Annotated in this window: 15 protein-coding genes; 3 read left to right on the top strand and 12 right to left on the bottom strand. The window is 60.5% G+C overall.

The genetic code is table 11. From position 1 onward, the window contains the following. Positions 1-7 precede the first annotated feature (7 nt). Complete coding sequence (locus tag J7U39_RS05210; RefSeq protein ID WP_210630745.1) at positions 8-1,759, top strand: hypothetical protein; 1,752 nt, start codon at positions 8-10, stop codon at positions 1,757-1,759. Here the strand turns inward: J7U39_RS05210 and J7U39_RS05215 are convergent. The 9 genes from J7U39_RS05215 to J7U39_RS05255 all read right to left on the bottom strand — a co-directional run bounded on the left by J7U39_RS05215 (position 1,723) and on the right by J7U39_RS05255 (position 8,191). Continuing rightward, positions 1,723-2,523, bottom strand: a complete 801-nt coding sequence (locus J7U39_RS05215; RefSeq protein ID WP_247241718.1) for a TIGR04290 family methyltransferase — start codon at positions 2,521-2,523, stop codon at positions 1,723-1,725. The genes J7U39_RS05210 and J7U39_RS05215 overlap by 37 nt on opposite strands. Before the next feature lie 25 nt (positions 2,524-2,548). Further along, positions 2,549-2,812, bottom strand: a complete 264-nt coding sequence (locus J7U39_RS32170) for a DNA-directed RNA polymerase subunit alpha C-terminal domain-containing protein (RefSeq protein WP_210630747.1) — start codon at positions 2,810-2,812, stop codon at positions 2,549-2,551. A 136-nt stretch (positions 2,813-2,948) separates the two neighbouring features. Then, a complete protein-coding gene (locus tag J7U39_RS05225; RefSeq protein WP_210630749.1) occupies positions 2,949-3,272 on the bottom strand; it encodes a hypothetical protein in 324 nt (107 codons plus the stop codon). A gap of 73 nt (positions 3,273-3,345) precedes the next feature. Beyond that, complete coding sequence (locus J7U39_RS05230) at positions 3,346-4,917, bottom strand: sorbosone dehydrogenase family protein (protein WP_210630750.1); 1,572 nt, start codon at positions 4,915-4,917, stop codon at positions 3,346-3,348. Beyond that, positions 4,917-5,354, bottom strand: a complete 438-nt coding sequence (locus J7U39_RS05235; protein ID WP_210630752.1) for a DUF2231 domain-containing protein — start codon at positions 5,352-5,354, stop codon at positions 4,917-4,919. Before J7U39_RS05235 ends, J7U39_RS05230 begins: the two co-directional genes overlap by 1 nt. A gap of 278 nt (positions 5,355-5,632) precedes the next feature. Then, positions 5,633-6,220, bottom strand: a complete 588-nt coding sequence (locus tag J7U39_RS05240) for a class I SAM-dependent methyltransferase (protein WP_210630754.1) — start codon at positions 6,218-6,220, stop codon at positions 5,633-5,635. Next, complete coding sequence (locus J7U39_RS05245) at positions 6,210-6,545, bottom strand: type II toxin-antitoxin system RelE/ParE family toxin (protein WP_210630756.1); 336 nt, start codon at positions 6,543-6,545, stop codon at positions 6,210-6,212. Before J7U39_RS05245 ends, J7U39_RS05240 begins: the two co-directional genes overlap by 11 nt. Then, positions 6,529-6,780: a transcriptional regulator gene (locus J7U39_RS05250; protein ID WP_210630758.1), complete on the bottom strand. Its 252-nt coding sequence runs from the start codon at positions 6,778-6,780 to the stop codon at positions 6,529-6,531. Before J7U39_RS05250 ends, J7U39_RS05245 begins: the two co-directional genes overlap by 17 nt. A 310-nt stretch (positions 6,781-7,090) precedes the next feature. Further along, positions 7,091-8,191, bottom strand: coding sequence for a branched-chain amino acid aminotransferase (locus tag J7U39_RS05255; RefSeq protein WP_210630759.1), 1,101 nt, complete (start codon positions 8,189-8,191; stop codon positions 7,091-7,093). Between the two features lie 388 nt (positions 8,192-8,579). Here J7U39_RS05255 and J7U39_RS05260 point away from each other — a divergent pair, with 388 nt between their 5' ends. Further along, positions 8,580-9,800 (top strand): PLP-dependent aminotransferase family protein, encoded by a 1,221-nt coding sequence (locus J7U39_RS05260; RefSeq protein WP_210630761.1) that lies wholly within the window; start codon positions 8,580-8,582, stop codon positions 9,798-9,800. Positions 9,801-10,077: 277 nt separating this feature from the next. Here the strand turns inward: J7U39_RS05260 and J7U39_RS05265 are convergent, their stop codons facing one another. The 3 genes from J7U39_RS05265 to J7U39_RS05275 all read right to left on the bottom strand — a co-directional run bounded on the left by J7U39_RS05265 (position 10,078) and on the right by J7U39_RS05275 (position 13,075). Then, the gene (locus tag J7U39_RS05265; RefSeq protein ID WP_210630763.1) at positions 10,078-11,121 is read right to left on the bottom strand and encodes a DUF2278 family protein; all 1,044 of its coding nucleotides are present in this window, start codon (positions 11,119-11,121) and stop codon (positions 10,078-10,080) included. 204 nt (positions 11,122-11,325) lie between these two features. Beyond that, complete coding sequence (locus J7U39_RS05270; protein ID WP_210630764.1) at positions 11,326-12,384, bottom strand: aldo/keto reductase; 1,059 nt, start codon at positions 12,382-12,384, stop codon at positions 11,326-11,328. A gap of 220 nt (positions 12,385-12,604) precedes the next feature. After that, positions 12,605-13,075, bottom strand: a complete 471-nt coding sequence (locus tag J7U39_RS05275) for a MarR family winged helix-turn-helix transcriptional regulator (protein WP_210630766.1) — start codon at positions 13,073-13,075, stop codon at positions 12,605-12,607. Between the two features lie 193 nt (positions 13,076-13,268). On the opposite strand from J7U39_RS05275, the gene J7U39_RS05280 reads away from it, so the two are divergent. Continuing rightward, the gene (locus J7U39_RS05280) at positions 13,269-14,036 is read left to right on the top strand and encodes an alpha/beta hydrolase (protein WP_210630768.1); all 768 of its coding nucleotides are present in this window, start codon (positions 13,269-13,271) and stop codon (positions 14,034-14,036) included. The last annotated feature ends 51 nt before the right edge of the window (positions 14,037-14,087 follow it).

Raw genomic sequence — 14,087 nt, forward strand, 5'->3', positions numbered from 1 at the left:
GGACCGGATGCTGGTCTATGGCGATGTCGAGCACATCGAGAACGCAGCTGCAGTCCGCGCATCGATTTCCAAAATGATGATGGCGTGCATCGACATGCAGCCGAGCCGGCAGCGCCACGAAGCCCTGGTTCGTGCATTCATCCTGACTGGGGAACTGGTTCAGGGACTGGCCGATCAGGAATTCGGGAGAAAGGGCGCGGACGATATGTCCGTGTCTCAGGACGCAGGCGCGAAACTTCTGCGCATGCAGGCACGGGCGATCATGCGATCGTGGCGAAACGGTTTTGCCGGCAGTCTGTTCTTTCCAGAGGATTGGCGAGCCAAACTCGATTGTCTTGCCAGTGCCGATCCGGTGCGGACGAAACGCGCAGAGGGCTACGCTTTTTATGCTGTGTATCCCGAGAGCTATATCGAGTCGGCTTCGATCTCCAATTTGACGCCTAAGACAGTCGTCATCGGGATACGAAGCATAGGAACCGGACTCGCGGCCCTGGTTTCTGCAGCCTTGGGTGCCGAGCCGGCTTATTCGTTGCGCCCGACTGGCCACCCCTTCGAGCGGCGTGTACGTGTCGCACCGGCTCTATCGAAGCGCATTCTTGCCGACCCTGAAACCGATTTTGCCATCGTCGATGAGGGGCCGGGGCTATCGGGGAGCTCGTTCGGTTGCGTTGCGGACTGGTTGCAGGAGAACGGCGTGGCGTCTGGCCGGCTTCATTTTTTCCCGAGCCACACGGGTGAACCGGGCCCGCATGCAAGCGAGCCCCATCGGACCCGTTGGCGAGATCGGCCACGCCATGTCGTCAGCTTCGACGATCTTGTCCTCAAGCCCCAAGATCCGAAACACCGTCTGCAGACATGGGCGGCCGATGTTGTCGGAGTTGCGCGTTCATCGTGGCGGGACCTGTCCGGTGGCGCTTGGCGCGGGGTTCGGTATCGCGATCCTTCACATTGGCCGCCGAGCTACATGCAGATGGAAAAACGCAAATTCCTGATGGAGGCCGAAGGACGGGCCTGGCATGTCAAGTTTGCCGGACTCTGCGGGAGCGACGTCGACAAGGCCAGAAGAGGCTCTTTGCTGAGCGAAGCCGGCTTTATCCCGAAGATTGCCGGCACCTGTTACGGATTTCTCATCGACGAGTGGCTGGATGGAACGCCCCTCGACCATAGCGGCGTCAGCAGGCGCGACATCGTGGATCACCTCGGACGTTATCTCGGTTTTCGTGCCCGTCACCTCCCGGCACGAAGCGGCGGCGCCTCGATCCAGAAACTGTATGAGATGGCCACTCACAATATTGCGGAAGCGGCAGGATCGGACACGGCAGAAAATTTGAGGTGCCTGACAGGCACGCCCGGGCGGCTAGCCGGACGATTGCGGCCGGTCGACACGGACAACCGGCTTCACCCCTGGGAATGGCTGACGACCACCGCCGGGCGGCGCATCGTGAAGACGGATGCGCTCGATCACAATGCGGCCCACGATCTGATCGGGTGCCAGGACATTGCCTGGGACGTCGTGGGTGCCTGCGTGGAATTCGAACTCTCGAGCAAGGAGCGTGATCGTCTTGTCGATCTCGTCGGTCGGGAAGCGGACTGCGATCTCAGCGACGACGTGCTCAGGTTTTTTGAGCCCTGCTATCTCGGTTTTCAGATAGGCCTGTGGTCGCAGGCCAGGGCCAGCGTCGATGGCGCGGAGGCAGAGCGCATTGAAAATACCATCAAACGTTACCTGGACCGCCTGCCGCCATTGATTGGACCATGACTGCGGCGATCTGGCAGTTTATCAGCAAATGACGGAGGCGGTTCCGCCATCGGGTGGCGAGTTCCATGTTCCACCAGATAAACTTCACGTTCCGGATTGGCACGAATGACAAACCCGGCGCTTCTCAGCATCGCTTCGACCGCCGCCTTGTTCGGAATGAACCAATTGGTCGGGTCGCCAGCGTAACGTTGTTCCACGAAATACACTTTGGGAAAGCCGCGCTGCTCAAATATTGTCGTGTTGAAGAAGTCGTAGTTTTCGCTGAGTGCCGCGACTTCCTCTTCACCGCGCTGCATGCATTGAAACAGCATCTGGCCGCCGACAACATGCTCATGCAGAAGGTCGAGCGCCAGCAGCGGATGCCGCAGGTGATAAAGGACACCCATGAAAAGGACCAGGTCAAATCTCTCCTTCAGTTTTTCCACCTCGTACACCGACATCAGCTTGAACTCGATATCCTCACCTGTCTGTCTGGCTGCGAACTCGGCTTGCCTGAGGTAATGCGGGTCGGAATCGATTCCGACGACCCGTCCGGCATTTCTTCTTTTCATTTCAAGTGAATAGAACCCGGCGTTGCAGCCGATGTCGAGAACGCTGCACCCCCGGAGATCTTCAGGCACAACCTGCTGAAAGTGGGCCCATTTGAAGGAGGGGTAGTCACCAAGGAAATGATCAGGTGCTGTCTGAACGCCGTTAATTCGCAGGTTGTGAAACCATGGCCTCAGGGCTGCGATGTCGCTTTCCAGTCGAGCCTTCTCGTTCATTCCGTGCTCCGATCCGCAGCGTCGATCATTGCTTCGACTGTGCCGCCGAGATGTGTGTTCGGTTACGTTTGAATTTTCTGATCGCCGACCGTATCTGCTCGACGGACCGGGGGCCGATCCCCGGGAGTTGGAGGAGTTCAGCGTTCTTCATATCTGCCAATTGGCTCATTCGGTGAATTCCGCTTCTGCCGAGCGAACGGGCGATCCATCCAGCGAGACAGGTGGTCAATAAGGGATCTTCGGTATCTCCCCCTCCAATCTTCGTCCGCTTTTGAGATACCTGCGGCATGTTCAGCTTTAGCCGGCTTCTTCAGATGTGGTCGAACCCTCTTGATGGTTTTCGGTTCCCGCTGAAGAAGAAAAACCCGTCAATTCTGTGCGACATTGTCCTTGTCGGCTCACACAAAGATTTCTGGACGGTGAAACTAATCATCAGAATTGTTCGACGGATTGGTGTTGGGCGGCATATCTCCCGGACGGATGATGCGCGAATAACCGGTGTCGGGCGCCGGCTCCACCATCTCGGCGTCGCCGACGGGAGGGGGCCTGAGTTCGCCGTTGCATTCGTCCAGTTTCTTGGAGAGATCTTGGTGGTCATCCGCTGAACCGCGGCTCTGGTTTGGCTGTGACGGGGCGACGCATTTGTCAGGCGGCGCCTGCGCGTTCGCCTGGAGCGGTAGGGGAAGGATCGCCACGGCGAGCGACAGCGCGCTTAGGAGTCGTTTGAACTCCCGGGATGTGGTCGGCATGCCTGAAACCTCCGTTTGTAGTTTCCCAGATGTCATCTCAGTCCTTCTTTCGAATTAGGCCTCCACCAAGTCCTTAGGGGCCGGCCGCAGGGGCAATCTGCATCGGCCCAGGCTGAAACTTGTCCGGCAGTCCGGAAAGTGGTTTTTGGCCGGTCAAGCGCTCGTCGACCGAGGCCTGGTGTCCCTGGGTTTGGGCGGTGGAATTCGTCGGTTCCGTTCCGATGCCGGGGTTCGAAGCGAAGGTCGGCGCTGTTTTCGAATTCGTCGAGCCTTGTGGATTCCCCGATAGCTGATCGGTGCCAATTGGCTGCGGCGTGACTTTGCCGTCGGATGAAGCGACGCGCCAAACGGTGTTGCCGGCATCATCTGCAACAAGCAGCGCTCCCGTCCCATCGATCCCCACTCCGACCGGCCGCCCCTTTGCCTGATCGCCCTGGATAAAGCCAGTGACGACGTCCTGGGCCTTGCCAGATGGCTTGCCATTCTGGAACGGTACGAAGACTACTTTGTAGCCATTGAAGCTATTCCGGTTCCAGCTGCCGTGCTCGCCGATGAAGGCGCCGTTGGCGTATGCGGCTGGCAGCGCGGAATTCATCGAGAAGGTCAATCCGAGCGCGGCAACATGGCTGGACAGGGCGTAGTCCGGTCGGATTGCCTTTTCGATCATATCGGTTCGGGGCGGATGAACGCGAGCGTCGACGTGATTGCCGTAGTAGCTCCACGGCCAGCCGTAGAAGGCGCCGTCCTCCACAGAGGTCATATAGTCGGGAACGAGGTTTGGGCCGAGCTCGTCACGCTCATTGACGACAACCCAGAGCGCCCCCGTTTCGGGATTGAAGGTGAGACCGTTCGGATTGCGCAGACCGGAGGCGAAAACGCGGGCGGCGCCGGTTTGCCGGTCGACCTGCCAGACCGCTGCACGGCCTTTCTCTGCCTCCAGCCCGTTCTCGACGATGTTGGAATTCGAACCGACCGAGACATAGAGCGTCAGGCCGTCGGGGCTGAGGGCCAGATCCTTTGTCCAATGATGATTGATCGGGCCGCCGGGAAGCGGCGTCAGGATTTTCGGCTGCGCGGTGATGTCGTTCCGGCCGAGTTCGTAAGGGTAGGCAAGGATGGCGCTCGTCGTGGCGACGTAAAGCGTATTGTTTATCCAGGCAAGGCCGAAGGGAGAATCGAGCTTCTTCAGCAGGTCATGGCGTTCATCGACGGTGCCGTCGCGATTGGTGTCACGCAGCAGCGTAATGATATTGCTCTCTTTCTGTTCACCGCTGCCGCCGTGGGCGATAGACATGATCCAGCCGCGGATGAGATCCTTCGGCCGCGAGGTCGGTTCGCCGGTCGGGCCGCGGGACTGGACGACGAGCACGTCGCCGTTGGGCAGGGTATGGACCGTGCGCGGATTGGCAAGGCCCTTCGCATAGGCAGTGACCTTCAAGCCATCGGGAACGGCAGGCGTCTCTCCTTCCTTCCAGTCGACCACTTCCGCGACCTTCAGATCAGATATCAGGGAGGAAGACGGCTCAGGCAGAATCGGGTTCGGGCCGATCTGCTGCGACAGATCGAATTCGGCCTCCTGCGCCGACGTGCCGAATCCGAAGAAAAGCAACAGAACCGACGGGCCGAGAATGAGGGACCTCATCATCATATCCTCCAGGCCAATCTGGCATATTTGCGGGCAGAAACAGCGACTGCCACCAGGCAAAGCGCTGATGTAACGGCCGAGAGCGTCAGCCCATAGGGAACCACGGCAGTCCATCCGTCGCCGGCATGGACAAGGCTGTTCAGGAAGGCGAGGACGAGGATGATCAGGTAGAGAAGCACAGACGGGAAAGCCGACCGCAGCGGACGGGTGCGGGGCCGCGCAAGGTCAATCAAGCCAGCCAGGATCGCAATCGCGCCGAACACCAGGCCGGCGCACAACAGCCAGGCGGAGAAGTTCTGCCACATGAGGTTGTTGCTCTGCCAGAAGGCGATATCGGTCGCGAGCGCAAGCGTGAAGCAGACGAAAGGGAACGGGACGAAGAGCGACTGTATCGGATAGGCGGTCGCGTCCCGATCGTTGGGGGAAAGTATAGCCATGGCATGCTCCGAGCGGCAAGAGCGCAGATATGCGATCCAACCGTGGAGGCAGCGGATAGTTCCGTTGCGGCGGCACCGGTTTGTCGATCGCCTCCTCGGCGAAATCGCGGAATTGCGGCGGCCGCCTTTCGCGTTGCACTACCGGAATGACAATGTTTGGAGGCCCCTCTGTCGGTCATGCCTGCGACAGGCGGAGGAATGAAGGAGGGGCAGCGTTTTCGCCTGAAAGGGCGACGGTGCCAAGACTGCCGCCGAACACGGGGACGAAGCGCCGACCTTTATCGTTGCGCACTCACGATGAGCCAGCGGGTCGGCTTGCCGTCATATCCGCCGCCGTCGCTTTCCTCGACGGCGAGGTTGCGCCAGCCGCCTGCCCTCAGAAGCGCCGACAGCCAATCGGCGGATGGATAGTTGTAATAGCGCCCGAAGCCATCATGCCCTTCGGCTTCTCCCGACTTGAAGCTTGCGTGGAGGATGCCGCCGGTTCTGAGCGCGCGGTGAATACGGGCGAAGATGTCGGGCAGGGCCGATCTCGGGACATGAAGGAGACTCGCTTCGGCCCAGACGCCGTCGAACGCGGCCTGGGCGTTGAGATCCTCAAACAGCATGACCTTGACCTTCCTGCCGATTCGCGCCTCGGCCTGTGCTGCGAGTTCGGGTGAGCCGTCGGTTGGCGTCACGTCAAAGCCTTGAGAGAGCATGTAGGCGCTGTCCTGGCCGCCGCCGCAGCCAAGTTCGAGGATCGCGGCTCCCGGCGCAAGTCGGGCAAGAAAGGCGTCGAGCTTCTGTTTCGGCAGGCTGCGCGCGCGGTTGGCGTATATCTCTGCGTTGTTGTCGTAGAAGGCGGAGGTGCTGTTATGGGGCATGGGGGGTGGCCGGTCGGGGTCGTCGGTTGGATTGGAGATGTCTTTCTGCAAGTCGGTCGGCGCCGATGATGTCGATGACGAGTATGCCGTCGGGTATTTCCCGGTAGAAGGCGACGTGGCGCATGTGGAGGAGGCGGCGAAGGCCGGCGCCGAGCGCGTCACACTCGTCGCCCATGGAGGGCACGCGCGAAAGAAGTATGAAAATCCGGTCCCAGTCGAGAAGGTAGGCATCCGCCTGCGCCTCGCCGAAATGCAGATTGGCATACTCGTCAATGCCTGACAGTACGGCGTCGGCCGTTCGGGTCAGCCTATAGGTTGATGTCACGCAGCTTCACCTTCGTTTCCAACAGGATATCGTGAATGCGCCGGTCGCTGATACCGCTCTCCTCGGCCTGCCTCAGGATCTCGCGCAGTTCGTCGTCGTCGAGCTTACGGTGGTCCTGGTCCTTCACGATCAGCTCCGCCACGAATGCGTCGGCGCTGTCGTATCTGCCGCTTGCGACACAGCGCGAGATGTAATCCGCCAGATTATTCGGAAGCGAGATCGTCATTTTCGCCATTGAATTCGCTGCCGTCCGTGCGTGCCGGTTCAGCCGTCCCTGATGCCCGTTACCATTCCCGACCGTTGATAGAAGCGTTGGCACCCGCAGTCGAGCGCTTGGGTCACATGATGGTCAGTCTTCTTAGCGCTGTAGACGGCGCGTTCGAGATCCTTGACACGGGCGTCGCAAGTCAGGATGCCGGCATCGTGGCGCTCGTGGTCGCGTAAACGATCGTATTGGCGTCAGCCCGACTGCTTTGAAGGCGAGGCCGAGAGCGGCGCCTATCATGCCAGTGTTGGCGCCGCCGTTCGCGTGGAAAGCCTGACGTTCAGACCGGGATGAGGCGCGTCCAGCCGTGCTCATCGTTCGTTACGCCCTTCTGCAGACTGACGAGCTGCTGGCGCAGTTCGCTGGTCAGCTTGCCGGTCTGTCCGTCTCCGACCAGAAACTCGCCGCCGGCATGTCGAACCAGGCCGATGCCCGCCAGGACTGCGGCAGTGCCGCAAGCGAAGGCTTCGACGAGCCTGCCACTGGCGGCATCCTCTTGCCATTCCGCGAAGGAGTAGGGACGCTGCTCCACGCGCAAGCCCCTTTCTTCGGCGAGCACGATGACGGAAGCCCGGGTGATGCCCGGCAGGATCGTGCCGCCAAGGGGCGGGGTCACCATCGATCCATCATTCATCACGAAGAAGACGTTCATGCCGCCGAGTTCTTCGACCCAGCGATGCTCCGCGGCATCGAGGAAGACGACCTGATCGCAACCCCTCTTCGCGGCTTCCGCTTGCGCCACCAGGCTGGCAGCGTAATTTCCGCCGCATTTTGCAGCGCCGGTGCCGCCGTTGGCTGCACGGGTGTATTCGGTCTCGACCCACAGGGAGACGGCCTTCGCGCCGCCCTTGAAGTAGGCGCCGACCGGAGAGGCGATGATGCAGAAGACATATTCCTGAGCCGGACGAACGCCGAGAAACGCCTCGTTGGCGAACATGAAGGGGCGGAGGTAAAGGCTGGCGTCGCCGGACGGAATCCAGGCCTTGTCGACGCGGACCAGTGCTTCGACCGCCTTCAAAAAGAGTTCTTCGGGCACAGGAGGCATCGCCATGCGGGTCGCCGACTGCGCGAAGCGGCATGCGTTCTCTTCAGGCCGAAAGAGCAGAATCCGGCCATCGTCTGCTTTGTAGGCTTTCATGCCCTCGAAGATTTCCTGCGCGTAGTGCAGCACGGCGCTCGCGGGATCGAGCTCCAAGGGCCGCCTGGGCGTAACCTTCGCGTCGTGCCAGCCCTTGTCGGCCGTCCATCGGGCCAGGACCATGTGATCCGTGAAGAGCTTCCCGAAGCCGGGCGTCTCCAGTGCCTGGATGCGGTCGGCATCCGAGACGGGAGACTTGTGGAGTTCGATTTTGATTTCAGGAGAGGCCGACGTCACGGTCATTGCTGGCACCTTGATAGCAAATAAAATGGTGGCGGCGACACTACCGCCGCGGAGCCGGTTTTGGAAAGGTCTGAAGCAGCCGGTTTCGGCTTTGATCAGAGGAATAATCGCTTGAGGTGGCTGACGTCGAGCAACAAATTTGGAACCGAGCGCCTTCGATCAGGGATGCGTCACCATCAAGTGAAACCGCGACATCAGCATTACCCGAAAGGCTTCGGTCGGTTCGGGAATTTCACTCCTATCGGGAATGACGTTCGCGAATTTTGCACCAAGGCCTTGGAATATGAGATCTTCGACTTGTCACCATGACAAGAAAATAGGTCAGCATTATTGACATAATTTCCGCCGCATGATTTGTCGGCGACATAGAAAATACGAGGAAACCTCCATGCTGAACTGGGACACCATGTTTGCGTCGCGATCGTCGCGCATGCGCGCATCCGAAATCCGCGAGCTCCTGAAGCTTCTCGACCAGCCTGACATCATTTCCTTTGCTGGCGGCATTCCGGATCCGGCGCTGTTTCCAGCCGACGAATTCCAGCGGGCCTATGCGGATATTTTCTCGGGTGCTGCGGTCAACTCGGCGCTGCAATATTCGGTCAGCGAAGGATACAAGCCGCTGCGCGAATGGCTGGCCGGGCAGATGGCGGCGCTCGGCATTCCCTGCGAACTCGACAACGTCTTCATCGTTTCCGGCTCGCAGCAGGGGCTCGATTATCTCGGCAAGCTCTTCCTGTCGCCCAATGATACCGCGCTCGTGACCTGGCCGACCTATCTTGGCGCCCTGCAGGCCTTCAACGCCTATGAACCGGCCTACGACCAACTGACGCTGAACGGCAACCGGACACCCGAATCCTATCGCGTTGCCGCGGCCGCTGCCGGCGGCAAGGTGAAGTTCGCCTATCTCTCGGCGGATTTTTCCAATCCGACCGGCGAAACGGTCGATCTCGATGGCCGCAAGAAGGTGTTGGCGCTTGCCGAAGAACTCGACGTCGCCGTCATCGAAGATGCTGCCTATCAGTCGCTGCGTTACGATGGCGATCCGATCCCGCCGATCCTGGCGCTCGAAATAGCCGAAAAGGGCCATATCAACGATACGCGCACGATCTATTGCGGCAGCTTCTCCAAGACCCTCGCGCCCGGCCTTCGCGTCGGCTTCATCGTCGCCAATGCGCCCGTCATCCGCAAGCTGGTGCTGATGAAGCAGGCGGCCGACCTGCATTCCTCGACGATCAACCAGATGGCGATATCGGATGTCGCCGTGCGCGGCTTCAACAAGCAGGTCGCCAAGATCAAAGCGGTCTACAGCCATCGCCGCGACTGCATGCTGGCAGCGCTCCAGAAGTACATGCCCGAGGGCACGGGCTGGACGAAACCGGAAGGCGGCATGTTCATCTGGATCACGCTGCCGGAAGGCATGGACGGCGCCAAGCTGCTGGCGAAATCGCTCGAAACGGCTAAGGTCGCCTTCGTGCCCGGCAACGCGTTCTTCGCCGACGGCTCCGGCGCCAACACCTTCCGCGTCAGCTTCTCCTGCGCGAATGAGCAGATGATCGAGGATGGGATTGGTCGGTTGGGTAGGTTGATCGCTGAGGAAATTGGTGGGTGATTGCTTGAGAGATGAGAAGACGCCGCGGCACTCACCGCCGTCCCTCATTCCTGTGCTCGTCACAGGAATGAGGGACGGCGCGTCCGCGCCGTGATGGACTCTTATTCGTGAAAGACTCTCTCGTGCCCAAGTCCTTGGGCACGCTGGATTCCTGTGACGAGCACAGCAACGAGGGAGGGGAGGGAACTACTTCCGCCTTCTTCTCTCAGAGGAAACGGGTAAGCGGTTTATCCTTCCATTGCCATGCTTTCGGCAAGCCAGCCAGGCGGAACAACAATCAAAAAATCGTCGTCCAGCCCTCGTTCGCCGTTTCGCTCTTGCCGTAGCCGACGCGGTCGGCGACCGCTCCGTCGGTGTTGCGCAGGATGATGTCGCCGCCCCGGTTGGCGAGCTGCGGGCCGCCGGCGGCTGCGTCGAGCGCGATGGTGCGGATCTCGCCTGCGGCAAGCGCTCCCGACAGCGTCTGCGTCCGGCCGTTTTCGTCCTCCAGCTTCCAGCCATCGAGCGATACCGATATGTCGGAACGGTTGATAATCGTCACCGTCTCATTCTCGATGCCGCCTGCGCCGTTCACCGGGTTGATCAGCGCGGCGATGATGCGCAGGGATGAGGCGACGACCGGCTGCGGCCGGCGGGTGCCTTCGCCGCGGCCCTGGCCGCCGCGATTTTCCGAAACCGGATGGCCGGTCGCCGCATCGGTGTTCCAGTTCTGCGACTGGAAGCAGAGGAAGATTGCCGCCCATTCGTCGGTATCGGTGAAATGGACGAGCAGCGCTCCGTCCTGGTTGGGCCCGTTGGTGGCCTTGAAACCGCCACTGTCTCCCTGGTTCATATGGATATCGTGGATGCCGTTGCCCGGCTCGAATTCGAAATATTGGTCGGGTTTGTTGCGCTCGGCCCCCCAGGCTTCGCCGAAGGCATAGAAATGGATGTCGGGATCGGCAATGCCTTCGTCGACGATCGGCTCGATGAACTCGCGAAGATCGTTCTTCGGGCCGGAGAGCTGGAAGGGCGCGACGTTCATGTCCTCGCGCTCGATCAGGCCGCTACGGACATAATCGATTGCAAGCTCCGGACGATCCCTGCGGATGTCGGTCAAGCCCATCGGCAGGGCTTCGAGCGCCTCCGTCAGCGTCCCGTGCTTGAAATCGACGACGTTGGCATAGAGCAGGTCGTGCGGCGATTCCTTGGAGCGGACATTCAGCGCGATGCGGTAGCTGACGCCGTTCGCCTCGATGCGGATTTCGAGATGGGGATCGTTGTCGTCATCAAGGGCGAGCGCGCTCGCGGTGCCTTTCAAGACCTTGTAATTCTTCAGCATGAGAACCTCGCGGGAATGGCGGGACCTCACGATAACACGGCGAAGGCGCATCTTTTGTGATGGCTAAATCGCAGCGCGATCCCTCAGATTCGGTGCCACGATTTAGCTTTTTAATTTCACGCATGTCGTCCCCGCGAAACCGCTGAACACTTTTGCGCGACATGCTTGTCTTTCGCCGTGCAATGGCTGACTTGCAGCTTGGTGCTATTGCTGCAGATGTGGGCCAAAAAGCTCGAGGTCGGCTTCCCCGAGCCTGTCGCTCGCCGTGTTCAGCTGGTGCCAGTAGGGATAGATCACCGGCGGCAGGCTGACGGCGTCGAGACGCTTGCGCTCCTCTCCGGTGAGCTTCAGCTCTGCGGCGGCGATGTTGTCGCGGAACTGGGCTTCGGTGCGCCCGCCGATGATGACCGAGGTGACGGCCTTGCGGCCGACCAGCCAGGCGAGCGCCACTTGAGCGGCCGAAACGCCGCGTTCCTCGCCGATCGCCACCAGCGTCTCGACGATGTTCCAGAGGCGGTTTTCGTCGCGGATCGGCGGTTCGGTCCAGCCGGCGAACTGGCGCGTGCCTTCGGGAGCGGCCTGGTTGCGGCGGTGTTTGCCGGAGAGCAGACCGCCGGCAAGCGGGCTCCAGACCAGCACGCCGAGGCCCTGGTCAATCGAAATCGGCAGCAGCTCGTATTCGGCGTCGCGGGCTTCGAGCGTATAATGGATCTGCTGACTCACGAAGCGTTGGTAGCGGTGTTCGTTGGCAATGCCGAGCGCCTTCATGATGTGCCAGCCGGAATAGTTCGAGCAGCCGACATAACGCACCTTGCCCTGCCGGATCAGCGTGTCGAGCGCTTCCATCGTCTCTTCGAGCGGCGTCTGGCCGTCCCATTCATGCACCTGATAGAGGTCGATGACATCGGTCTTCAGGCGCTTCAGGCTGGCCTCGCATTCGCGAATCAGGTGGTGGCGCGACAGGCCGCGGTCGTTCGGGCCGTCGCCCATGCCGAAGCGGGCTTTGGTGGCGAGCAGCACGCCCTGCGGCCGCTTGCCGGCGAGCGCCTCGCCGATGATATTTTCGCATTCGCCTGACGAATAGACGTTGGCGGTGTCGATCAGGTTGATGCCGGCATCGATGCAGATGTCGATCATCTTCTTCGCCTCGGAGACGCCGAGATCGCCGACCATCTTCGCCCAACCGACGCCGCCGAAGGTCATCGTGCCCATGGTCAAAGTCGAAATCTTCAAGCCGGAACGGCCGAGCAGACGATATTCCATTGAAACTCCTCCTTCATCGAAACGCGATTGACGTACCTCGACGCAATAGCATGAATGGCGGCATGTTCACGCCTGCGTGAGGGGTCGGCGAGATTGCGGGCGCCCGAGGCTAAGATCAATTGCGCGGCGCTGGGGCGCGGGCAGATCGTACAATATGTGATCGGCTTGTCGACGGAAATCGTTCTGGCGTGGAGACGACGCAACGGGGGGCTGCCGCGGATCAGGTCTCGTCCTTGTTCTTCTTGTGAATGTTGTCGCGGAGCGAAGCGATCGTATCGCGAATCTTGCTCACGGTCTCGGCGTCGAGACCGACGGCTTTGCCGATGCAGTCGAACACGTGGGTCGCGCGGCTCTTGAGGGACTGTCCCTTCTGCGTCAGGCGCAAAAGCACCTGGCGCTCGTCGGCGGGATTCCGGTTGCGAGTGACGAGATCGACATTTTCCAGTCGCTTCAAGAGCGGGGTGAGAGTGCTGGAATCGAGGAAAAGCGTCTCGCCGAGATCCTTCACCGTGCGGTCGTCGCGCGCCCACAAGGCGGTCATGACGAGGAATTGCGGATAGGTCAGATCCAACTCGTCGAGCAGGGGGCGGTAAAGCTGATTGAAGGCGTGGCCTGCCGAATAGATTGAAAAGCAAAGCAATTCATCGATCTTCGGCACGTCGGCAACACCATTCGATGGCGTGTCTTTCATCACGTTCTCCTCTGCGCTTAATATAATTTGCGCACGATCTGTTTGCAAGCTATTGACGACGTGAACGATGAGGGTTATTTATATCGCACACAAATAAATCGTCCACAAATTAGATTCCGATTTGGAAACTTGAAGGCACGCGAACGTACCAGTTCGGCTCCTTTGAACTTCAACCGACGAAAGGAAATGACCCATGTTCAAGTTTGCTGCAGTCGTCGCCCTGGCGGGCGCTCTTCTTTCCGGGGCTGCCGTCGCTCAGTCGGCCAAACCTACCGTCGTTCTCGTTCACGGCGCCTTTGCCGATTCATCCAGCTGGAACGGCGTGGTCGAGATCCTGCGCAAGGACGGTTTCCCGGTCGTTGCTGCCGCCAATCCGCTGCGTAGCGTTTCCGGCGACGCCGCCTATGTTTCCGATGTCGTCGGCAGCATTGCCGGCCCCGTCGTCTTGGTCGGCCATTCCTATGGAGGGCAGGTGATCTCGACCGCCGCGAACGGCCATGACAACGTCAAGTCCCTGGTCTATGTCGCGGCCTTCGCGCCGGAGGCAGGGGAATCGGTTGCGGATCTCGCCGGCAAGTTTCCCGGCGGTACGCTGAGCGGAGCGCTGGCGGTTCCGGTGAAGCTCAGTGCAGGCGGCGTCGATCTTTCCATAGACCAGACCAAGTTCCATGACCAGTTCGCCAGCGACGTGCCGGCTGAGCAGGCTGCCCTGATGGCGGCGGCCCAGCGGCCGATCACCGAAGCGGCCCTGACCGAAAAATCCGGCGAGCCTGCCTGGAAGAAACTGCCGTCATGGTTTGTCTACGGCACCAGCGACAAGAACATCCCGGCCGCAGCTCTTGGCTTCATGGCCGAGCGGGCAGGGTCCAAGCTGACCGTCGTGGTCGATGGCGCATCCCACGTCGTGATGGTTTCGCAGCCGCAGAAGGTGGCGGAGCTCATCGAAGAGGCCGCGAAGTAACGTCTCTCTGAAGGGTGACGGCAATTCAGCAGCACAGGGCGCAGCGCAGCC

This window comes from Rhizobium sp. NLR16a (genome assembly GCF_017948245.1).
GTDB lineage: Bacteria > Pseudomonadota > Alphaproteobacteria > Rhizobiales > Rhizobiaceae > Rhizobium.

Coding starts and splice junctions, on each gene's coding strand:
- J7U39_RS32170 (WP_210630747.1), bottom strand. CDS start 2,812: ATGCCGCAGGTATCTCAAAAGCGGACGAAGATTGGAGGGGGAGATACC.
- J7U39_RS05230 (WP_210630750.1), bottom strand. CDS start 4,917: ATGATGAGGTCCCTCATTCTCGGCCCGTCGGTTCTGTTGCTTTTCTTC.
- J7U39_RS05280 (WP_210630768.1), top strand. CDS start 13,269: ATGTTCAAGTTTGCTGCAGTCGTCGCCCTGGCGGGCGCTCTTCTTTCC.
- J7U39_RS05270 (WP_210630764.1), bottom strand. CDS start 12,384: ATGGAATATCGTCTGCTCGGCCGTTCCGGCTTGAAGATTTCGACTTTG.
- J7U39_RS05265 (WP_210630763.1), bottom strand. CDS start 11,121: ATGCTGAAGAATTACAAGGTCTTGAAAGGCACCGCGAGCGCGCTCGCC.
- J7U39_RS05215 (WP_247241718.1), bottom strand. CDS start 2,523: ATGAACGAGAAGGCTCGACTGGAAAGCGACATCGCAGCCCTGAGGCCA.
- J7U39_RS05250 (WP_210630758.1), bottom strand. CDS start 6,780: ATGGCGAAAATGACGATCTCGCTTCCGAATAATCTGGCGGATTACATC.
- J7U39_RS05210 (WP_210630745.1), top strand. CDS start 8: ATGCTGGTCTATGGCGATGTCGAGCACATCGAGAACGCAGCTGCAGTC.
- J7U39_RS05275 (WP_210630766.1), bottom strand. CDS start 13,075: ATGAAAGACACGCCATCGAATGGTGTTGCCGACGTGCCGAAGATCGAT.
- J7U39_RS05255 (WP_210630759.1), bottom strand. CDS start 8,191: ATGACCGTGACGTCGGCCTCTCCTGAAATCAAAATCGAACTCCACAAG.
- J7U39_RS05240 (WP_210630754.1), bottom strand. CDS start 6,220: ATGCCCCATAACAGCACCTCCGCCTTCTACGACAACAACGCAGAGATA.
- J7U39_RS05225 (WP_210630749.1), bottom strand. CDS start 3,272: ATGCCGACCACATCCCGGGAGTTCAAACGACTCCTAAGCGCGCTGTCG.
- J7U39_RS05235 (WP_210630752.1), bottom strand. CDS start 5,354: ATGGCTATACTTTCCCCCAACGATCGGGACGCGACCGCCTATCCGATA.
- J7U39_RS05260 (WP_210630761.1), top strand. CDS start 8,580: ATGCTGAACTGGGACACCATGTTTGCGTCGCGATCGTCGCGCATGCGC.